Origin of the sequence: Lentihominibacter hominis (genome assembly GCF_014385065.1) — a bacterium.
Classification (GTDB): Bacteria; Bacillota; Clostridia; order Peptostreptococcales; family Anaerovoracaceae; genus Lentihominibacter; species Lentihominibacter hominis.
Window position 1 is genome coordinate 255,970 of record NZ_JACRTA010000001.1, and the last position, 16,973, is coordinate 272,942.

At 38.7% G+C, this 16,973-nt stretch carries 16 protein-coding genes and 1 tRNA gene; 3 read left to right on the top strand and 14 right to left on the bottom strand.

Features of this window, described 5'->3' with window-relative positions; genetic code table 11:
* Positions 1-27: 27 nt before the first annotated feature.
* From H8692_RS01235 to rny, 8 genes are all read right to left on the bottom strand, one after another.
* Positions 28-567: a CarD family transcriptional regulator gene (locus H8692_RS01235; protein WP_177270915.1), complete on the bottom strand. Its 540-nt coding sequence runs from the start codon at positions 565-567 to the stop codon at positions 28-30.
* A gap of 772 nt (positions 568-1,339) precedes the next feature.
* A tRNA-Arg gene (locus H8692_RS01240) sits at positions 1,340-1,416 on the bottom strand.
* Positions 1,417-1,473: 57 nt separating this feature from the next.
* Positions 1,474-2,214 (bottom strand): sigma-70 family RNA polymerase sigma factor, encoded by a 741-nt coding sequence (locus tag H8692_RS01245; protein WP_187524811.1) that lies wholly within the window; start codon positions 2,212-2,214, stop codon positions 1,474-1,476.
* On the bottom strand, positions 2,204-2,650 hold the full coding sequence (spoIIAB, locus tag H8692_RS01250) for an anti-sigma F factor (RefSeq protein ID WP_177270913.1): 447 nt from the start codon (positions 2,648-2,650) through the stop codon (positions 2,204-2,206). The genes H8692_RS01245 and spoIIAB overlap by 11 nt, the downstream gene beginning before the upstream one ends.
* Before the next feature lie 3 nt (positions 2,651-2,653).
* On the bottom strand, positions 2,654-3,019 hold the full coding sequence (locus tag H8692_RS01255; protein WP_177270912.1) for an anti-sigma factor antagonist: 366 nt from the start codon (positions 3,017-3,019) through the stop codon (positions 2,654-2,656).
* Positions 3,020-3,120: 101 nt separating this feature from the next.
* Positions 3,121-4,305, bottom strand: coding sequence for a tRNA uracil 4-sulfurtransferase ThiI (thiI, locus tag H8692_RS01260; protein WP_177270911.1), 1,185 nt, complete (start codon positions 4,303-4,305; stop codon positions 3,121-3,123).
* Positions 4,306-4,319: 14 nt separating this feature from the next.
* Positions 4,320-5,483, bottom strand: coding sequence for a cysteine desulfurase family protein (locus tag H8692_RS01265; RefSeq protein ID WP_187524812.1), 1,164 nt, complete (start codon positions 5,481-5,483; stop codon positions 4,320-4,322).
* 91 nt (positions 5,484-5,574) lie between these two features.
* Positions 5,575-7,119, bottom strand: a complete 1,545-nt coding sequence (gene rny / locus H8692_RS01270; protein WP_177269373.1) for a ribonuclease Y — start codon at positions 7,117-7,119, stop codon at positions 5,575-5,577.
* Between the two features lie 249 nt (positions 7,120-7,368).
* On the opposite strand from rny, the gene H8692_RS01275 reads away from it, so the two are divergent.
* A complete protein-coding gene (locus tag H8692_RS01275) occupies positions 7,369-8,466 on the top strand; it encodes an FtsW/RodA/SpoVE family cell cycle protein (RefSeq protein WP_207722931.1) in 1,098 nt (365 codons plus the stop codon).
* Positions 8,467-8,561: 95 nt separating this feature from the next.
* Here the strand turns inward: H8692_RS01275 and minD are convergent, their stop codons facing one another.
* From minD to radC, 3 genes are read right to left on the bottom strand one after another with little or no spacing between them, the layout of a single operon-like run.
* Complete coding sequence (minD, locus tag H8692_RS01280) at positions 8,562-9,287, bottom strand: septum site-determining protein MinD (RefSeq protein WP_177269377.1); 726 nt, start codon at positions 9,285-9,287, stop codon at positions 8,562-8,564.
* On the bottom strand, positions 9,269-11,620 hold the full coding sequence (locus tag H8692_RS01285) for a penicillin-binding transpeptidase domain-containing protein (RefSeq protein WP_187524814.1): 2,352 nt from the start codon (positions 11,618-11,620) through the stop codon (positions 9,269-9,271). The genes minD and H8692_RS01285 overlap by 19 nt, the downstream gene beginning before the upstream one ends.
* 26 nt (positions 11,621-11,646) lie before the next feature.
* On the bottom strand, positions 11,647-12,324 hold the full coding sequence (radC, locus tag H8692_RS01290; RefSeq protein WP_177269381.1) for a RadC family protein: 678 nt from the start codon (positions 12,322-12,324) through the stop codon (positions 11,647-11,649).
* Between the two features lie 145 nt (positions 12,325-12,469).
* On the opposite strand from radC, the gene H8692_RS01295 reads away from it, so the two are divergent.
* Positions 12,470-12,628 carry a DUF1540 domain-containing protein gene (locus tag H8692_RS01295; RefSeq protein ID WP_177269383.1) on the top strand — a complete coding sequence of 53 codons (159 nt, stop codon included), beginning with the start codon at positions 12,470-12,472 and terminating at the stop codon, positions 12,626-12,628.
* 92 nt (positions 12,629-12,720) lie between these two features.
* The gene (gene sigK / locus H8692_RS01300; protein WP_177269385.1) at positions 12,721-13,347 is read left to right on the top strand and encodes an RNA polymerase sporulation sigma factor SigK; all 627 of its coding nucleotides are present in this window, start codon (positions 12,721-12,723) and stop codon (positions 13,345-13,347) included.
* A 14-nt stretch (positions 13,348-13,361) separates the two neighbouring features.
* Here the strand turns inward: sigK and H8692_RS01305 are convergent, their stop codons facing one another.
* The 3 genes from H8692_RS01305 to cmk all read right to left on the bottom strand — a co-directional run bounded on the left by H8692_RS01305 (position 13,362) and on the right by cmk (position 16,965).
* Positions 13,362-14,990, bottom strand: a complete 1,629-nt coding sequence (locus tag H8692_RS01305) for a peptidoglycan D,D-transpeptidase FtsI family protein (protein WP_177269386.1) — start codon at positions 14,988-14,990, stop codon at positions 13,362-13,364.
* A 78-nt stretch (positions 14,991-15,068) separates the two neighbouring features.
* Entirely contained in the window at positions 15,069-16,313 is a 1,245-nt protein-coding gene (locus tag H8692_RS01310; protein WP_187524815.1) for a DUF1015 domain-containing protein, read from the bottom strand.
* On the bottom strand, positions 16,291-16,965 hold the full coding sequence (gene cmk, locus H8692_RS01315) for a (d)CMP kinase (RefSeq protein ID WP_177269390.1): 675 nt from the start codon (positions 16,963-16,965) through the stop codon (positions 16,291-16,293). The genes H8692_RS01310 and cmk overlap by 23 nt, the downstream gene beginning before the upstream one ends.
* Between the last annotated feature and the right edge of the window lie 8 nt (positions 16,966-16,973).

The following is a 16,973-nucleotide window of genomic DNA, read 5'->3' on the forward strand; positions in this document are numbered from 1 at the left end:
TATTCGCCATTATTTTACTTTTTATTTTTAATTCTTAACTTCCTTTTCAGATGACTCTATTAATGCTCTTATATATCCGCTTACATCATCTTTCGGGATATCAAGCACAAAAGAGAACTCTTCCTCTACCAGTTTTTCTGCTGATTTCAAAGTATTCTCATCTGTAGTGGGAAGCTTCTTGCCAAGAGGCAGCAGCTCTCTTTTTTTCATATAAAGGCATCTTATCATAAGCAAAAGATTTTGAGTAACTCCATTTATAAGAATCTCATGGAAATTTTCAGATCTAAATCTCCTGTCCTTTTCCCACTCTATTTCTTTGTCCTTTAACCCCAAAAGCAGCGAATCGATCTCTTCTCTCGTCATGACAGGCCTAAGTTTCCCCATAAGCTTCTCATTGTTAAGAGGAACATATATCGTTGACGCATCATTACTTGTAGGCTTCAAAATGTAATAAGTACTCTTCTCTGAATCAAAAGCAAACTTCATGATCTTTATATCTTCTAAAAAACATATTCCATTCGTACCATATACAACATATTCACCTTTTGCAAACCTACTGTCGTCCATTATCATACACCTTCTTCTTTCTTAAACAGGCAACAAAAAGTGCGTGGCTCACTGATCAGAAAGATTTTGAGCAACACGCCGTATATTTATTATAGCGCAAAACAGTTAATTTTTCAAAAGATATTTGCAGTTTACAATAATATATTATTATTATACTTTATTATTATATTGTAAAATTAAATTTAGCTGAAAATCTTTTTCAAATAAAAAAAACGACAGGCTCACTGCCTGCCGAAAAAATATTTCTTATATTTATTTTCTTTATCTTATTGTAGTCTTTGCCCTAAGCCTGACCATGCATTACTGCAATGTCGATCAGATATGCACAGTCCTTAAAAGTCTTTTTAACGGACTCTACTTTCTTGGCAATGGTTTTCTTTGTAGCACTACTCATGATATCCCTCTTTTCCTTTGTTGTTGCTACTTAATTTTTACTACAGTTATAGTATATTGCTCAACTTGCTATTTGTCAACACTTTTTTAAAATTAATTTGTGGTATTTGTTATTTTATCCAATAAAACTGTATTTTTTTATTATTTTTTATAAAATTCAGATAAGAAAAAAATTTCTAACCAACATTATATTTTTATTTTTCTGCAATAAAATTTCTTACATCATTTTTATTTTTAATATCAAAATACTCTTCTAATTTAAACTCATCTAATTATTTGTTAACAAAAAGAACCAACATATAAAGTACTTCACAGCATTCCTTTTTTATTAGTACTCCTTGCAAATAAAAAACACTGTTCTTTATTAAACAGTGTTTTCTGGCGCGCCACAAGGGACTCGAACCCCTAACCTTCGCATTCGTAGTGCGCGACTCTATCCAATTGAGCTAGTGGCGCAAATATAATTAACAATGAAAATTATACACTATTATACTGCTTCCTGTCAAAATATATTTACTCAATCTTCTCCATTCTTTCGCGCATTCTACCAAGAACTTTCTTCTCTATTCTTGATACCTGTACCTGTGAAATACCCAGTACCTTAGCTATCTGTTGCTGAGTCATATCCTTGAAATACCGAAGTACGATTATCTGCCTTTCCCTATCAGCCAAATCTTTTATAGCGGCCTTAAGATCGATCAGCTCTACATTTTGCTGTTCTTCATCTACATAATGACCTCCGTGCATACCTTCGGGAATCAGTTCATTATCAAGACTCTCTATATTTGCCATAGAGTCTATTGCTTCAAGAATCTCCATTATATGTTCCCTTGAAACTCCCATCTCCTTTGCCAGATAGCTGATTTTAGGGCTTTTTCCATGCTTATTATAATATTCCTGCTGCAAAACTTTTAAATTTTTCATTTCTGTTTTAAGTTGACGGCTTATTTTTATTTTTCCGTCATCCCTTAAAAATCTCTTTATCTCACCTAATATCATGGGGACAGCATAGGTGGAAAACATAACGTCAAACTTTGTATCGAATCTGTCTATAGCCTTTACAAGTCCGACAAATCCTACCTGCATAAGATCATCAACTTCGTAATAGCCTGACGCATATTTCATCGCTAAGTTTTTTACAAGTCCTATATTTTGTGTGACTACCAGTTCCCGCGCTGCACGGTTGCCGTTCTGTGCTTCTGTGATTAATCTGTATGTATCTTCCTTAGCTACAGGCTCATATTTATATGCCACTTATAATATCCAGATATTTGGTCATGATCACGGTCGTCCCCTTACCTATCTCTGATCTTACCTTAAGTCTGTCTGTAAAACTTTCCATGACTGTAAATCCCATTCCTGAGCGTTCTTCAGAGTCTCCAGTGGAAAACATAGGTTCCATAGCCTTCTCCACATCACCTATGCCAACTCCATTATCTTCTATGGTTATTACAAGCTTTCCTCCGTCTGATATGGTACATTCCATTATAACTTTTGCTTCATTTCGGTCAGCACATCCTTCGTAGCCATGGATTATACTGTTGCTGACAGCTTCTGATACCGCAGTTTTTATTTCCGTCAGTTCCTCGACAGTCGGATCAAGCGGCATCACAAAAGCAGCAGCAACGGCTCTTGCGAAGGCTTCGTTTTCCGCAAGAGCGCTAAACTCTGTCTTCATTACATTGTTCATATGTTAAACCTCCATACTTATTTGTTCCTGACCGGTTATCACAGCAACGGCACTGTCGAAATCATTTGCTTTCGGAACAATCGAAAATACTCCAGCCATACCGAGCACCTTTTCGATATACTTACTGCACCCAGAAATGCAGATCCTGCCGCCGCTTTTGTTAAGTTTTTTATATCTTCCCAGAACAACTCCTATACCGGAACTGTCCATAAACTCAACACCACTGAAATCAAGGATAAGATCACTGCAATCGAATGCTTTCATCGATTTATCTATAGCCTGCCTAAGAGGCATAGCACTGTGATGGTCCACTTCACCTTTAATACATGAAATCAATATATTTCCTGAAATCCTGAAAATTACTTCCACTAAAAAACCTCCTTAATCCAAAAGACTATATGATAATTATAATCTTTAAACAAGGAGGTTGTCCTTAAGAGAAAATATCTAAAATCCACTATTTTTGTCATTTACTGTGGAAATATATCAACAATTTCATCTGCTTCTACTGCCTCGTCTATCAGTCTGTCACACTCCAATTTACTTTCAGAGGCCAATATTCTTTCAAGCCGTGGTTTTGTAACAGGGTGTTTAGGAAGAAATACTGTGCAGCAATCTTCATAAGGCTGTATTGACGTCTCATATGTGCCTATCTCCTGAGCCTTATCCATAATATCCACTTTATCCATGGCGATCAAAGGTCTCATGACTGGTATAGTTACCGATGAATCAGTAACCACCAATGCTTCTGCAGTCTGACTTGCCACTTGACCCAAATTTTCTCCTGTTATAAGCATACCACAACCTGTCTTTTCAGCTATCTTCTGAGCTATTCTCATCATAAAGCGTCTCACTATTATGGTAGTTTCCTCTTCCGGACAGTTCTGCACTATCTGTTCCTGTATAGGCAACAGATTTATTACATGCATTTTAAACCTTCCGCAGTAAGTAGCCACTATGGATGCCAATTCTTCTACTTTTTCCTGTGCTCTCTGACTCGTATAAGGATATGAATGAAAATGAACAGCTTCTATTATCATGCCTCGCTTTGCCATCATCCAGGTAGCTACAGGTGAATCTATGCCGCCGGATAAAAGCGTCAACCCCTTTCCGTTTGTCCCCAAAGGAAGCCCTCCGAAACCTGCTATCTTATCCTGATAAATATATGATTTATCATGTCTTACATCCACAAATAAAAGACAATCCGGGTTATGAACATCCACTTTAAGAACTTTACACTCCTTCAAAACCACAGCCCCTATCTGTCTGCCTATCTCCGGTGATTTTACAGGAAAATTCTTATCAGCCCTTTTGGCCTCTACTTTAAAAGTCTTTATACCGCGCTCTTTTATCGCTTCGATCATATATTGTACAGCAGCGTCCCCTATAGACTCCATGGTACTTTCACATTCTACAGCAGGGCTTATAGATGCCACTCCGAAAACTTTTGAAATTTCTTTTATGATAGCCTGTTTATCAAGGCTTTTATCTCCTCTTACAAATATCAGGCCTTCATGTCTTCTTACGTTTATTCCGTCGAATTTTTTAAGCAGCTTCTTTATCCTCTCCACCAGCATTCTCTCAAAATAAGGCTTGTTCATTCCCTTAAGAGCCACTTCTCCGCATCTTACTATAAAAATATGTTCATTGTTCACTTGTCTGCCACCTTCTATCTGAAACTTCCCAGCCTTCTGAATTTCCTGACTGCAGAAGAAACCTTATCTATAACTATATCCATTTCGTCTATATCATTCATACTGCCAAAACTAAATCTCAAAGCTCCGTCTATCTCCCTATCTTTAAGTCCCATTGCCTTGAGAACGTAACTCTGCCCTTTCTTATTGGAAGAACAGGCAGATCCTGTAGAAACATATATGCCGTCCTGTTCCAAAGTATGAAGCAAGACTTCTCCCCTCGTTCCCAAAAAAGAGATATTTATAAGGGAACTGCAGCACAAATTTTCTCTCACACCTGTTTCTATGGGGCTGTTTACAATTACATCATCAATTTCCGCCGAAAGTCCGTCAAGAAGATACTTTCTCATCTTACTCATTCTGATGGAATTATCTGCTCTTTGTCTTTCCGAAATCTCTGCAGCAATACCAAATCCAGCTATAGCAGGAACATTTTCTGTACCTGAACGCTTTCCCTCTTCTTGCCCGCCACCTCGTAAAAAAGCCGGAATATTGATTTTATCCTTTATATATATGGCCCCTATTCCTTTAGGGCCGTGTATTTTATGTCCGCTTACAGATATCACATCTGCATCACTGCATAAAGGCAATTTTCCAAAACTTTGAACTGCATCACAGTGAAAAATCCCGGGAGATCTTTTCTTTCTCATTATATCTTTTACACAGTTTACAGGCATTACAGTACCTGTCTCATTATTCACATGCATCATAGTTACAAGTATAGTCTTATCATCAATTGACGATTCAAGAGCATCCATATCCAGCCTACAATGCCTGTCCACACCTATATAATCCACTTCAAAACCCTGTTTCTCCAGTTCTCTGCAGCATTCAAGAACTGCCGGATGTTCAACTGATGTGGTCACAATCTTATTTCCCCTTCTTTTTAGAGCCATTGCAGCTCCAAAAACAGCCATATTGTCAGCTTCGGTTCCTCCCGACGTAAAATATATCTTTCCTCCGGCGAAACCCATAGCTTTACGGATAGTCATTCTGGCCTTTTTTACCGCCTTTTCACTATCAACGCCAAGCTGGTAAAGAGATGACGGATTTCCGAAAAACTCTTCCATATATCTCATCATGGTCTCCGTAACCTGAGGATGCTGTTTGGTTGTCGCACTGTTATCCAGATAAATCATATATATCTCCTACAAAGATTAAATACTTTAAGCTTGTATCACTGTAAAAGTTGAGGCGGATTTTGATCCGCCTCAACTTTTATAATTTAATTTATTTTGCGTAATCTATAGCTCTCGTCTCTCTCACCACATTGACCTTTATCTGTCCCGGATATTCCAGTTCGGATTCTATCCTCTTAGAAATATCTCTTGCAAGAAGAGCTATGGCATCATCGCCCACTTCATCCGGCTTTGCAATAATTCTTATTTCTCTTCCCGCCTGAATAGCAAAAGATCTTTCAACGCCTTCCGTAGTATTGGCGATTTCCTCGAGTTTCTGAAGTCTCTTTATATAAGACTCCAAAGTTTCTCTTCTTGCTCCCGGTCTTGCTGCCGAAAGAGCATCAGCCGCCGCTATAAGGACCGCTTCAATAGACTTTGGCTCATAATCACCATGATGAGCAGCCATACCGTTTATAACAGCTTCCGATTCCTTATACTTTCTCAGCACCTCTATACCAATATCAACATGCGTTCCTTCCCTCTCATGGTCAAGAGCCTTCCCTATATCATGAAGCAGCCCCGCTCTTTTAGCCAGAGTTACATCAAGACCCAGTTCCCCTGCCATAAGGCCTGAAAGATGCGCCACCTCAACAGAATGTTTAAGTACGTTCTGACCGTATGACGTTCTATATTTCAGTCTTCCCAGAAGCTTTATCAGTTCAGGATGAAGATTGTGTATTCCCACCTCGAAGGTCGCCTGTTCGCCCTCCTCCTTAATTATGGAATTCACTTCTTTTTCAGATTTCTGAACCATCTCTTCAATCCTTGCAGGATGTATCCTTCCGTCAACAATCAGCTTTTCCAATGATAATCTTGCTATTTCTCTTCTTACAGGATCGAATCCGGACAGTATCACAGCTTCAGGAGTATCATCTATTATCAGATCTATTCCCGTAAGAGTTTCTATAGCCCTTATATTCCTTCCTTCACGACCGATTATACGGCCTTTCATCTCATCATTAGGAAGAGGTACTACGGAAACAGTAGATTCTGCAACATGATCAGCTGCACATCTCTGTATAGCCCCTGAAATAATCTCCTTGGCCTTTTTATCAGCGTCCTCTTTAGCTTTGCCTTCGATCTCCTTGTACAATACAGCGGCATCGCTTCTCGCCTCTTTTTCGACCTTCTGAAGGATTATTTCTCTTGCCTGGTCCGTAGAATATCCGGATATTTTCTCCAGTTCTTCCATCTGCCTTTTAAGCAGATTTTCCATCTCCTGTTGTTTACTCGTTATGCTTCTTTCTTTATTTGTAATGCTTTCTTCTTTTTTCTCAATATTTTCAAGTTTTCTGTCTATAGCTTCCTCTTTCTGAATAAGTCTTCTTTCAGATTTTTGGATTTCGTTTCTTCTTTCTCTTATTTCTCTCTCTGCATCGCTTCTGTGTTTATGAGCCTCTTCCTTAGCCTCCAGGATTTTTTCCTTTTTAAGGGTTTCTGCTCTGTTTTCAGCATCGAGAATCAAATTCTTAGCTTTTTGTTCAGCATTGCCTATGGTTTTTTCGCCAATAGATTTTCTTAGTATATATCCAACCAGCAGCCCGATTATAAGAGCAACCAGTCCAACAATAACTGCTATAACGACTTCTGTCATTGATCATCCTCCTTTTTGTAATGTAAAAAATATCCATATGATATTTCCGAATCTCAGGCAAAATCTTCCGCCTAAATAAATACAGCGGAACCGCCCCTGCCATTTTGAAATTTTTAAGTTTATAGTCAACTCAAAGTTACTTGTAAATATCAATTTATTACATAAAAAGTAATAATAATTGTTTAAAAGCACACAATAACATTATAGACTTTTTTGGCTAACTAGTCAAGGTAATGGAAGGAGGCAATGATGAACAAGTTTGCTCATATAATAAAACAATGCAACCATTACATCATCGCAGCTTCCCTGCTTCTTTCGCTTTCAGGTATAGCAGGCCTTGTGAGCATAAGCCGCAATAGCGAGACCTTCCTTTCCAGGGAAGTTTTTATACAATCTGCAGCCCTCATCCTAGGGGTCATTGCTGCCTCTGTCATTATGATGCTGGGCTACAGATATTTTTTAGACCTGGAAAAGCCATTATATATTTTCAGTATCATATTTCTCCTGACTGTTTACATCCCCGGACTGGGAACAGCTTTCTATGGATCGCGTTCATGGCTTGATCTTGGTTTTATAACATTTCAGCCATCAGAGCCCATAAAAATTATTTTTGTGATATTGATGGCATCTTATCTTTCCAGAACCGGCAACTCCCTTTCAAGTGCAAAAGGAGTCATCATGGCAGCTTTGTATGGTCTGCCTTTTATACTTATTGTATCAAAAGAAGATTTCGGAAGCGGATGTGTCTTCTGTGCCATATGGATATTCATGGTTTTCTGTTCAGGACTTGATCTGAAAGTGATATTCCGTCTGGCCCTCGTATTTATCCTTCTCATACCCATGTTTTACTTTTTTATGGCAGGATATCAAAAAGAAAGAATTGATGCATTCCTGAGTCCTGAAAACCTCGATCTTCCCGGCAATTATCAGGTATGGAATTCTAAAGTAGCCATAGGTTCAGGAGGTTTTTTGGGAAAAGGATATCTTCAGGGAACACAAGGGTATCTGGGATTCCTTCCGGTTCCCGAATCTGATTTCATATTCGCTTCTATAGTTGAAGAAACAGGATTCTTAGGAGGCGCTTTCATCATAACACTTTTCGCAGTTCTCATGTATCACGCACTTAAAACAGCCAAATACGCCAGCGATCTTCAGGGAACCCTTATTGCTGTAGGGCTTGCCGGCATGTTCTTCTTTCAGGCCTTCGAAAATATAGCCATGAGTATGGGTATAATGCCTGTAACCGGTATTACTTTGCCTTTTGTAAGTTATGGAGGTTCATCCATGATATCTGCCATGATGGGCATTGGTCTGTTACTCAGTGTAAGCTGCCGGCAAAAGCTTTAAACATAACTGATACAACATGTGCCTTTTTAATTTTCGCAAAACAAAAAACTCCATGCAAAAAATTTTATTAATGCACAGAGTATTTTACTTTTAACTCACACTAATTCTATTATCTTATCAGCAATTTCCTGAAAGTTTTTTTCTATATAGGTTCCATGTTTACACACTATGGGAATTCCTTTATTTGTGGATATATGTATATTATCGTCGTCCTGTATTATTCCTGCCACAGGACTATTGAACATATTAAGTATGGTCATAAGATCCGGAACAAGTCCTGCCTTCATAAGCTCAGCCTTTACTTTGTTTATGACAAAACATATATCTCTGATTCCTTTTTCTCTCAGATATCGTTCAGTAACATCAGCATCCCTCAGGGACGCAGCCTCAGGTTCAGTAACGATCACTACCCGATCAGCAGGTGCCATTGCCACGTCAAGCATATCTCCTATTCCCGCGGGACAGTCAATTATTATATAATCAAAATACTTACGGAGTTTATCACACAATATCTTCATATGAAGAGGGGTTATATCCCTGTCATCACGTCTCGGAGATGCAGCCATAAAATACAAAGTATCGAATCCGTCTACCTTTATCATAGCTTTTTTTATACGGCATATTCCTGATATAACATCCATTATGTTATATACTACTTTATTTTCCATCCCCAGATATATATCAAGATTTCTCAGTCCCATGTCCAGATCCATAAGCATGACACGTTTGCCCCTCTGCGCTAAAATCACACCTAAATTCACGGAAAACATTGTTTTTCCCGTGCCGCCCTTACCTGATGAAACTAAAATGACTTTTCCCATTTCAAATTATCTCCGTATTTTCCTATAATTTCTCTTACTACCGGTGCTGCATTGGATGAAGTTTTACCCTGTACAAGCATAACAGCTACTGCGATCTGTGGATCATCAGCCGGAGCCAACGCTACTGTCCACGCAAAACTATCATAGACTTCTTTATAGCGATCTATGTCATCTGATGTTATTTTATTTTTGCTTTTATTGATCACAGCTCTTCTCAGCGCTGTTGAATCCTCTTCATATATATCGGGATATTCCTTTTTAAGACGTTTGGCTTCATCTTCTACCTGATCCATACTGATATCCGGCGCTATCAAGTGCAGGTGACGTCTGAGATACTCTCGTTCATCTTCAGAATTTTTCTTTCCGGCTCTCTGCGCTGTTCCTGTCTTGGCTGCAACCGAATAGGGAAAAGAAGAAAACACTCCATAAAGAGACCCATCCGAATCTTTCGTGACGCCTGTCATGGCGTCAATTATATAATCAACATCCTTCTTATTAAACGATGATTTCTTCTGCAAATTTTCTTGACTGCTCTTTTTTCCTGATATCAGCGTTACATCGTTCTTTATGCCTCCATTAGCCAAAGCTGCCATATAATTCGCCATCTGAAGAGTGGTATAGGCATTATCCCCCTGACCTATAGCAATATTGAAAGTATCTCCCCGAGTCCACTTTATTTGATCGAAATAAGTATATTTGCATACAGAAGCAAGTTCTTCTATTTTATCTTCCTTAACAAAATTCTCTTTAGTTAGTTTGCCTATAATTTCTTCTAAAGTCAAGTCTTTATCAGACCATTTTACGATTTTTTCTATATTTTTTCTTGTCTGCTTTCTATCTTTCAACGTATCTTTGACAAAATATGTCTCCTCTTCTGCCAACAGATAATTCGTCAAACTCATCTTTATCCCTTCTGCTTTTAAAGTTTCAGAAGGTATTGTCCCTGAACTTTCATTTATTTCTATACCTGTTTTTTGTCCCAATCCCATATCTTTAGCATATTTAAGTATAGTATCGTTGTTTATGGTTTTATCATAATCAAGAGATTTGTCAGAAGCAAAATCTTTGCCTGCAGCTATATCATAAAAATAATAATTGCATGAAACTTTAAGAGCCTCTTTCAGACTTACGTATCCATGAGTATCTTTTTCATCATTCCATAAAAAACAGCCGTAAGATCTGCCGCCCAAAGTTATAGCCCCGTCATCATAAAGATATTTATTTTCATCAAGTCCGCAGCTCATAGCTGCCAAAGCTGTGACAGGTTTGAATGTGGAACCAGGCTGTACTGCAGTCATAGCTGCCACATTATACATAGGCGATGGGCTTAAGGGATCATAAGGATTCTCCTGCTGAAGAGATGCCCATTTTTCCTCAGAAATAGATATTGCAAAATCATTTGGATCAAAATCCGGAAAACTTGCCATAGATAAAACTTCACCCGTTTTTACATCTATAGCCACAGCAGCACCGGATCCTGTATTTTCAGCATACGACATCTGCTGATCTCCATATTCGCTTTCAAAAGTTCCGCCTTCCGAAGCCTTCTCTATGGCCTGTTGCAAAGCTTCTTCAGTAACTTTCTGAAGCTCCGAATCAAGAGTAAGAGTAAGATCTTTGCCTTTCTTAACTTCACTTTTTCCCAATATCTTTGTAACATCGCCCGAAGAATCCACCTGCAACTTACTTACAGAATCTGTTCCTTTCAGATGCTGTTCATATTTTTTCTCTATTCCGTCCTTACCTATAAGGGCGTCCTTTCTATATCCTTTTTCATCTACATATTCTTCCTCTTCTTCCGGAGTTATTCTTCCCAGATATCCCAAAATGTGTGATGCAAAAGCTCCGTTAGGATACTCTCGAACATAATTAGTTGAAATATTTACACCCTTATAGCCGGCATTTTTTATTGCCTCCACAGCCGTTTCTGATATATCTTCAGCAAGAGTTATGGGCATATATGAATTATATCCGCTGTCTGATATATTCTCGCGTACTTCATCCATTGTCACATCAATATCCTCATTCATTTCTTGGAGAAGTGCCATAACCGAAGAAGCCGTTTCCATCATAGACTCCTTATCCATATCAGATCTATTTATATTTACAGAATAGACAGCTCTGCTGGTGGCTATAACATTGCCGTTTCTGTCAAGTATGTCTCCTCTTGGCGCAGTTTCATAAACAGCTCTAACTGACATATCCTCAGCAAAGGATTTCCACTTATCCGATTCTGCCACAGTAAGCATAAAAAGTCTACCCACAAGGATAATTCCCAATGCAGACATGAATATGCTCATAAGAGAATGTTTTGATTTTTCTTTCCTTTTCACCAGCCGCCTCCAAAGTAAGATAATATTCAGATCATCCCCTGCGCCCTCATACTTATGTAGCACCCATCACCTATGACGATATGATCCAGTACAGGTATCCCCAAAATATCTCCCGATTCTATCAAACGTCTGGTTGTTTCTATATCAGCGCTACTTGGCGTTGGATCCCCTGAGGGATGATTATGTATAAAAATCACCGATCCCGCACTTCTTCTTACGGCATCTATAAAGACCTCTCTTGGATGAGTAGTACTTGAACACAAGTCTCCTATGGAAACCTCCGCTTCCTCTATAATTTCCCCTTTAACGTTTATAAGGAGACTTATAAAATGTTCTTTTTTATAATATCTCATTCTCTCCATAAAAATATCAGCTATGTCAGAAGATTTTTCTATACGGACGTTATCTATCTTCGGTATCGCTGCTATCCTCCTGCCAAGTTCAACCGCAGCTAATATTTCACATGCCTTGGCTCTTCCTATTCCTTTTATTTTTATAAGTTCTTCCGGTCTGCATTCAGCAAGAAATCTTATCCCTGAGCTGTCCATTGAAATTACCTCAGAAGCCAGCTCAAGTGCTGATTTTCCTCCTGTCCCGCTCCCTATCAAAATAGCAATGATTTCTGTAGTGGATAGTTTCTCCTTTCCTTCCCTCATTAATTTTTCTCTCGGTTTTTCATTTTCAGGCAATCTTCTAATATTCATTTTCCCCTTTTTCTCCTTTTATATTACTCAGTATTATTTTACCATAATATTCCTTTTTTTCCATCTATTTTTAAATACTGTTTTAATATTTTCATGATTTAGGGTAATAATAATTAATGCAAATCTATTTTTAGGAGGTAACAAAATGGACATCAACAAAAGCATCAAATGTACAGTAGAAAGCTGTCAGAACCATGCTAATACAGCCAACTACTGTTCACTGGACTGCATTACTGTAGGAACTCATGAATGTAATCCTACTGTGGACCAATGTACAGACTGTCTTTCCTTTAAAAGAAAATAGCATCAAATAAGAGCATGCTGTTTTTCTAAGGTCAGGCACTTCCCCTCTGATTTTTGCATATAGTAAAAATCTATAGAGGGGGATTACATAGAATGAGTGTTTCATTTCCGAAACCACTGACCGATAAAGAAGAAAAATACTATATCTCACTATGGGAAAACGGAGACGAGAACGCCAAAAATATACTTATAGAACGAAATCTGCGATTAGTTGCCCACATCGCAAAAAAATACACATCCAATAATCACACAATGGATGACTTTATTTCCATCGGTACCATTGGACTGATAAAAGCTGTCAGTACTTACAGCAGCGGTAAGTCAACCAGACTTGCCACTTATGCCGCTAAATGTATCGAAAATGAGATTCTTATGAGCATGAGGTCTTCCAAAAAGACTTCATCTGAAGTTTCCATAAACTTACCTATAGGTACAGATAAGGATGGAAACGAAATAAGTCTCAACGATATCCTGGGAACAGATCCTGATGCTGTGGTAGACGATATCAACATGAAAATACAGGTGCAGGATATGGTTAAAGCACTGGATCGTGTCCTGACAGAAAGAGAAAAAAAAGTCATCATACACAGATACGGAATACTTGGAGCAAATCCCAGAACACAGCGTGAAGTAGCTTCCTATCTGGGAATAAGCCGTTCATATGTTTCCAGAATAGAGAAAAAAGCTTTGGAAAAACTGCGAACAGCATTAAATTATTAAAATAAGACAAATTTCTATGCCAATGTAGGTTTACTGTAACTTCCTGACTCTTGCAGATATTCTATTATCTTTTTAAAGACAGGACCAGCCTCTGCCGATCCGGATATACCACCTTCTACAAAAACCGTTATTACATACTCCGGTTCTTCGCAAGGTGTATATCCGGTTATCCATCCGTGAGTTTTCGACGAATCTTCATCACTATATTCGGCTGTACCTGTCTTCAGTGCTGCTTTCGGGATCCCGTCTTCACCTATAAGCTCCAGATTTTTTCCGGTACCTGACTCTGTAACAGATTCCATCATTGAAGAAACAGCATCTGCTGTTTCAGAAGAAAGAACCTGACCGTCACTTGATTCTTCTTCCATCAGTATATGCACTCCTTTATCTATGCCTCCCGAAGCTATTACGTTTGTCATTCTCGCTACTTGCAAAGGTGTCACAAGAGTCTCTCCCTGACCTATAGAAAGATTCCCTATGGCATCTCCGTATCTTTCTTGTTTTGTCATGAGATGCCCGCCGCTTTCCTGTGGATAGCCATCCAGAGCCTTTTCTCCAAGCCCCAGCTTTTTCGCCATAGATATAATATCATCAGAACCTACCTTTTGCCCCAGTTTTATGAAAAAACTGTTACAGGATTTAGAAAAAGCTTCTTTAAAGTCTATTGTGCCATGGCCATCTTCTCCGCCTGTTTCGCAGCCTATATCTAAATTCCCCACATGAGTACTTCCGCTGCACTCAAATTCCTGATTTATATCGATTCCTTTTTCAAGAGCAGCTGCGGCTACAACAATTTTAAATATCGATCCGGGAGCATATTCTCCCTGTGTTACTTTATTCATCAGCTCATCACCTGAACTTTTCATATGAACATCTATATCATTGGGGTCAAAACTCGGTGTGCATGCCATTGCCGTCACACCTCCACTTTTTGAGTCCAGTACTACCACAGCACAATCCTTACTCATATCTGCTATTATATCTTCAATAGCTTTCTGCATTTCTTTATCTATAGTAGTTCTTATTCCCTGTTTGACATAAGAATCCTTCTCTCCGTCAGATGTTATTACAAGACCTCTCCCGGGCAATATATTACCCTTTACATCCGCAACCGCATAAATACGTCGATTCAGACCTGAAAGCTGCTGATCATACATCAGTTCAAGACCAGCCGCGCCTGAAGTATCCTGTTTATTCACGTAACCTATAAGATGAGCTGCAATCTGCTCATCACTGTACCTTGCCGAAGCTTGTAAAACATATGCATCCGACCCTTCTATAAGTTTCTTTCCCGTATTTTTATCATATGCCTCCGATGAATAAACAACATATCCCTTATCATCATTATCTATCTCTTTAGCTTCAAGCTCTTCCAGAAGACGTTCCGAGTCACTGCTGAAGTTATCTTCTTTTATTATATAAATATATCGTTTATTATCTGCCACAAGAGGACTGCCATATCTGTCATATATTATCCCTCTGGTATTGCTCCCCTCAAGAGATATCAGAGACTGAGCCCTTGTTGCAGCTGCCAGCTCATCACCTCCTATTATCTGTATATAAAATAATCTGAATATAAGCAGCGTTATCAAAACAGCGATTATAACCAATATTCTCTTAAGATTTTTTGCCATTAATCCCATAAAAAAACTCCTTTGCATGTATTTTCCCCATGCAAAGGAGCAGTTATACTATAACTTTTACCTAAACGTACAATTAATTTACTTAAGCCTGTGCATAAAAAGCCCGCTGGCCAGCTTAGGTTCAAACCAGGTAGACTTAGGCGGCATTACCATATCATTGTCAGATACTTTAAGCAGATCACTGACATCTACAGGATAAACGGCAAACCCTATCTTCATATCACTTTCAGCTCTTTTTTCAAGTTCTTCCAAGCCTCTTATTCCTCCGACAAAATCGATTCGCTTATCAGTTCTCGGATCTTTTATCCCCAATATAGGACCGAATATATTATTCTGTATTATGGCCACATCGAGAGAATCTATCACATGATCCGGAATTATACTGCTATCAGCTGTAAGCTTGTACCATTTCCCTTCAAGATACATAGAAAACACATGTTTAGCTTCCGGATGATATATAGAATGTCCCTTGTCTTCAATATGAAATCCCGCATCTTTTATTCTTTCTAAAAATTCGTCAGAACTGAGACCGTTAAGATCTTTTATTACTCTGTTATAATCAAAAATCTTAAGATCATTATCGGGAAATATGGCAGCCATGAAAAAGTTGAATTCCTCATCTCCCGTATATCCCGGATTTTCTTCACGCCTTTTAAGCCCTACCTTACATGCAGATGCACTTCTGTGATGACCGTCCGCTATATAAAGAGCAGGTATCTCCTTAAACAAAGACGTGATGTTTTCTATCACATTTTCGTCTTCAACTATCCAAAGAGTATGACGCACACCATCAGAAGCCGTCAGATCATATACAGGATCGCTTCCCGAAACAACTCCCTCTACTATTGTTCTTATCCTTTTATCATCCCTGTAAGTAAGAAACACCGGTTCAGTATCAGCATCGCATATATCAAAATGGTTTATCCTGTCCTGTTCTTTTTCGACTCTGGTAAATTCATGTTTTTTTATGGTATTATTCTGATACTCATCTACAGCTACACATCCTACTATTCCTGTCTGCACACGGCCGTCCATTACTTCTCTGTATACATAGAGCGCAGGGCGTTCTTCTGTCACGAAGATTCCTTCATTCAAATTCTTTTCTATATTCTCTTTTGCCTTTTCATATACAGCTATGTCATAGGGATCTTCTTCGCCGGGAAGATCAATTTCTGATCTGCATATGTGCAGAAAACTGTAAGGATTGCCTTCAGCCATTTCTGCCGCCTCTTTTCTATTCATTACATCATAAGGCAGCGATACAACTTTATCAGCATACTTTTTCGCCGGTCTTATGGCTTTAAAAGGTCTTACTGTAGCCATTATTCTCTATCTCCTTTATTATTTTATCTGTTACATCTTCTATAGAAAGTCCTGTAGTATCTATTTCCAAAGCATCTTCCGCCTTTCTAAGGGGATTCAGCCTCCTTGTCATATCTCTGTAATCTCTCTGTTTTATATCCTCAAGTACCTCTTCAAAAGACACTGACTGCCCTTTTTCCACAAGCTCCCTATGCCGTCTCTCAGCTCTTTCCTCCGCCGAAGCAGTGAGAAAAAATTTGAATTCTGCATCGGGAAATACATTACTGCCTATATCTCTTCCATCCATTATTACACTTTTTTTTCTTCCCATATTTCTCTGTATAGCCACCAGTTTCTCTCTCACTGACGGCAGAGCAGAACATACAGACGCACGTTTTGATATATCGGGAGTTCGTATCTTATCATTAACTATGTTTCCGTCAAGGATGATATCTCCGGCTACAAAGTCTATATCCGTATTCTCAAGCATTGCTGCAAGCTTAACGCTTTCATCCGCTGATATTCCATTTTTCTTCATTTTATAGCCTATCGCCCTGTACATAGCTCCCGTATCTATATAGTCTATGCAAAGTCTTTCCGCAACTGCTTTAGCTATCGTACTCTTTCCGGCTCCGCTCGGCCCGTCTATGGCTATCGTGAGCAATCCATTCATGGTAAATC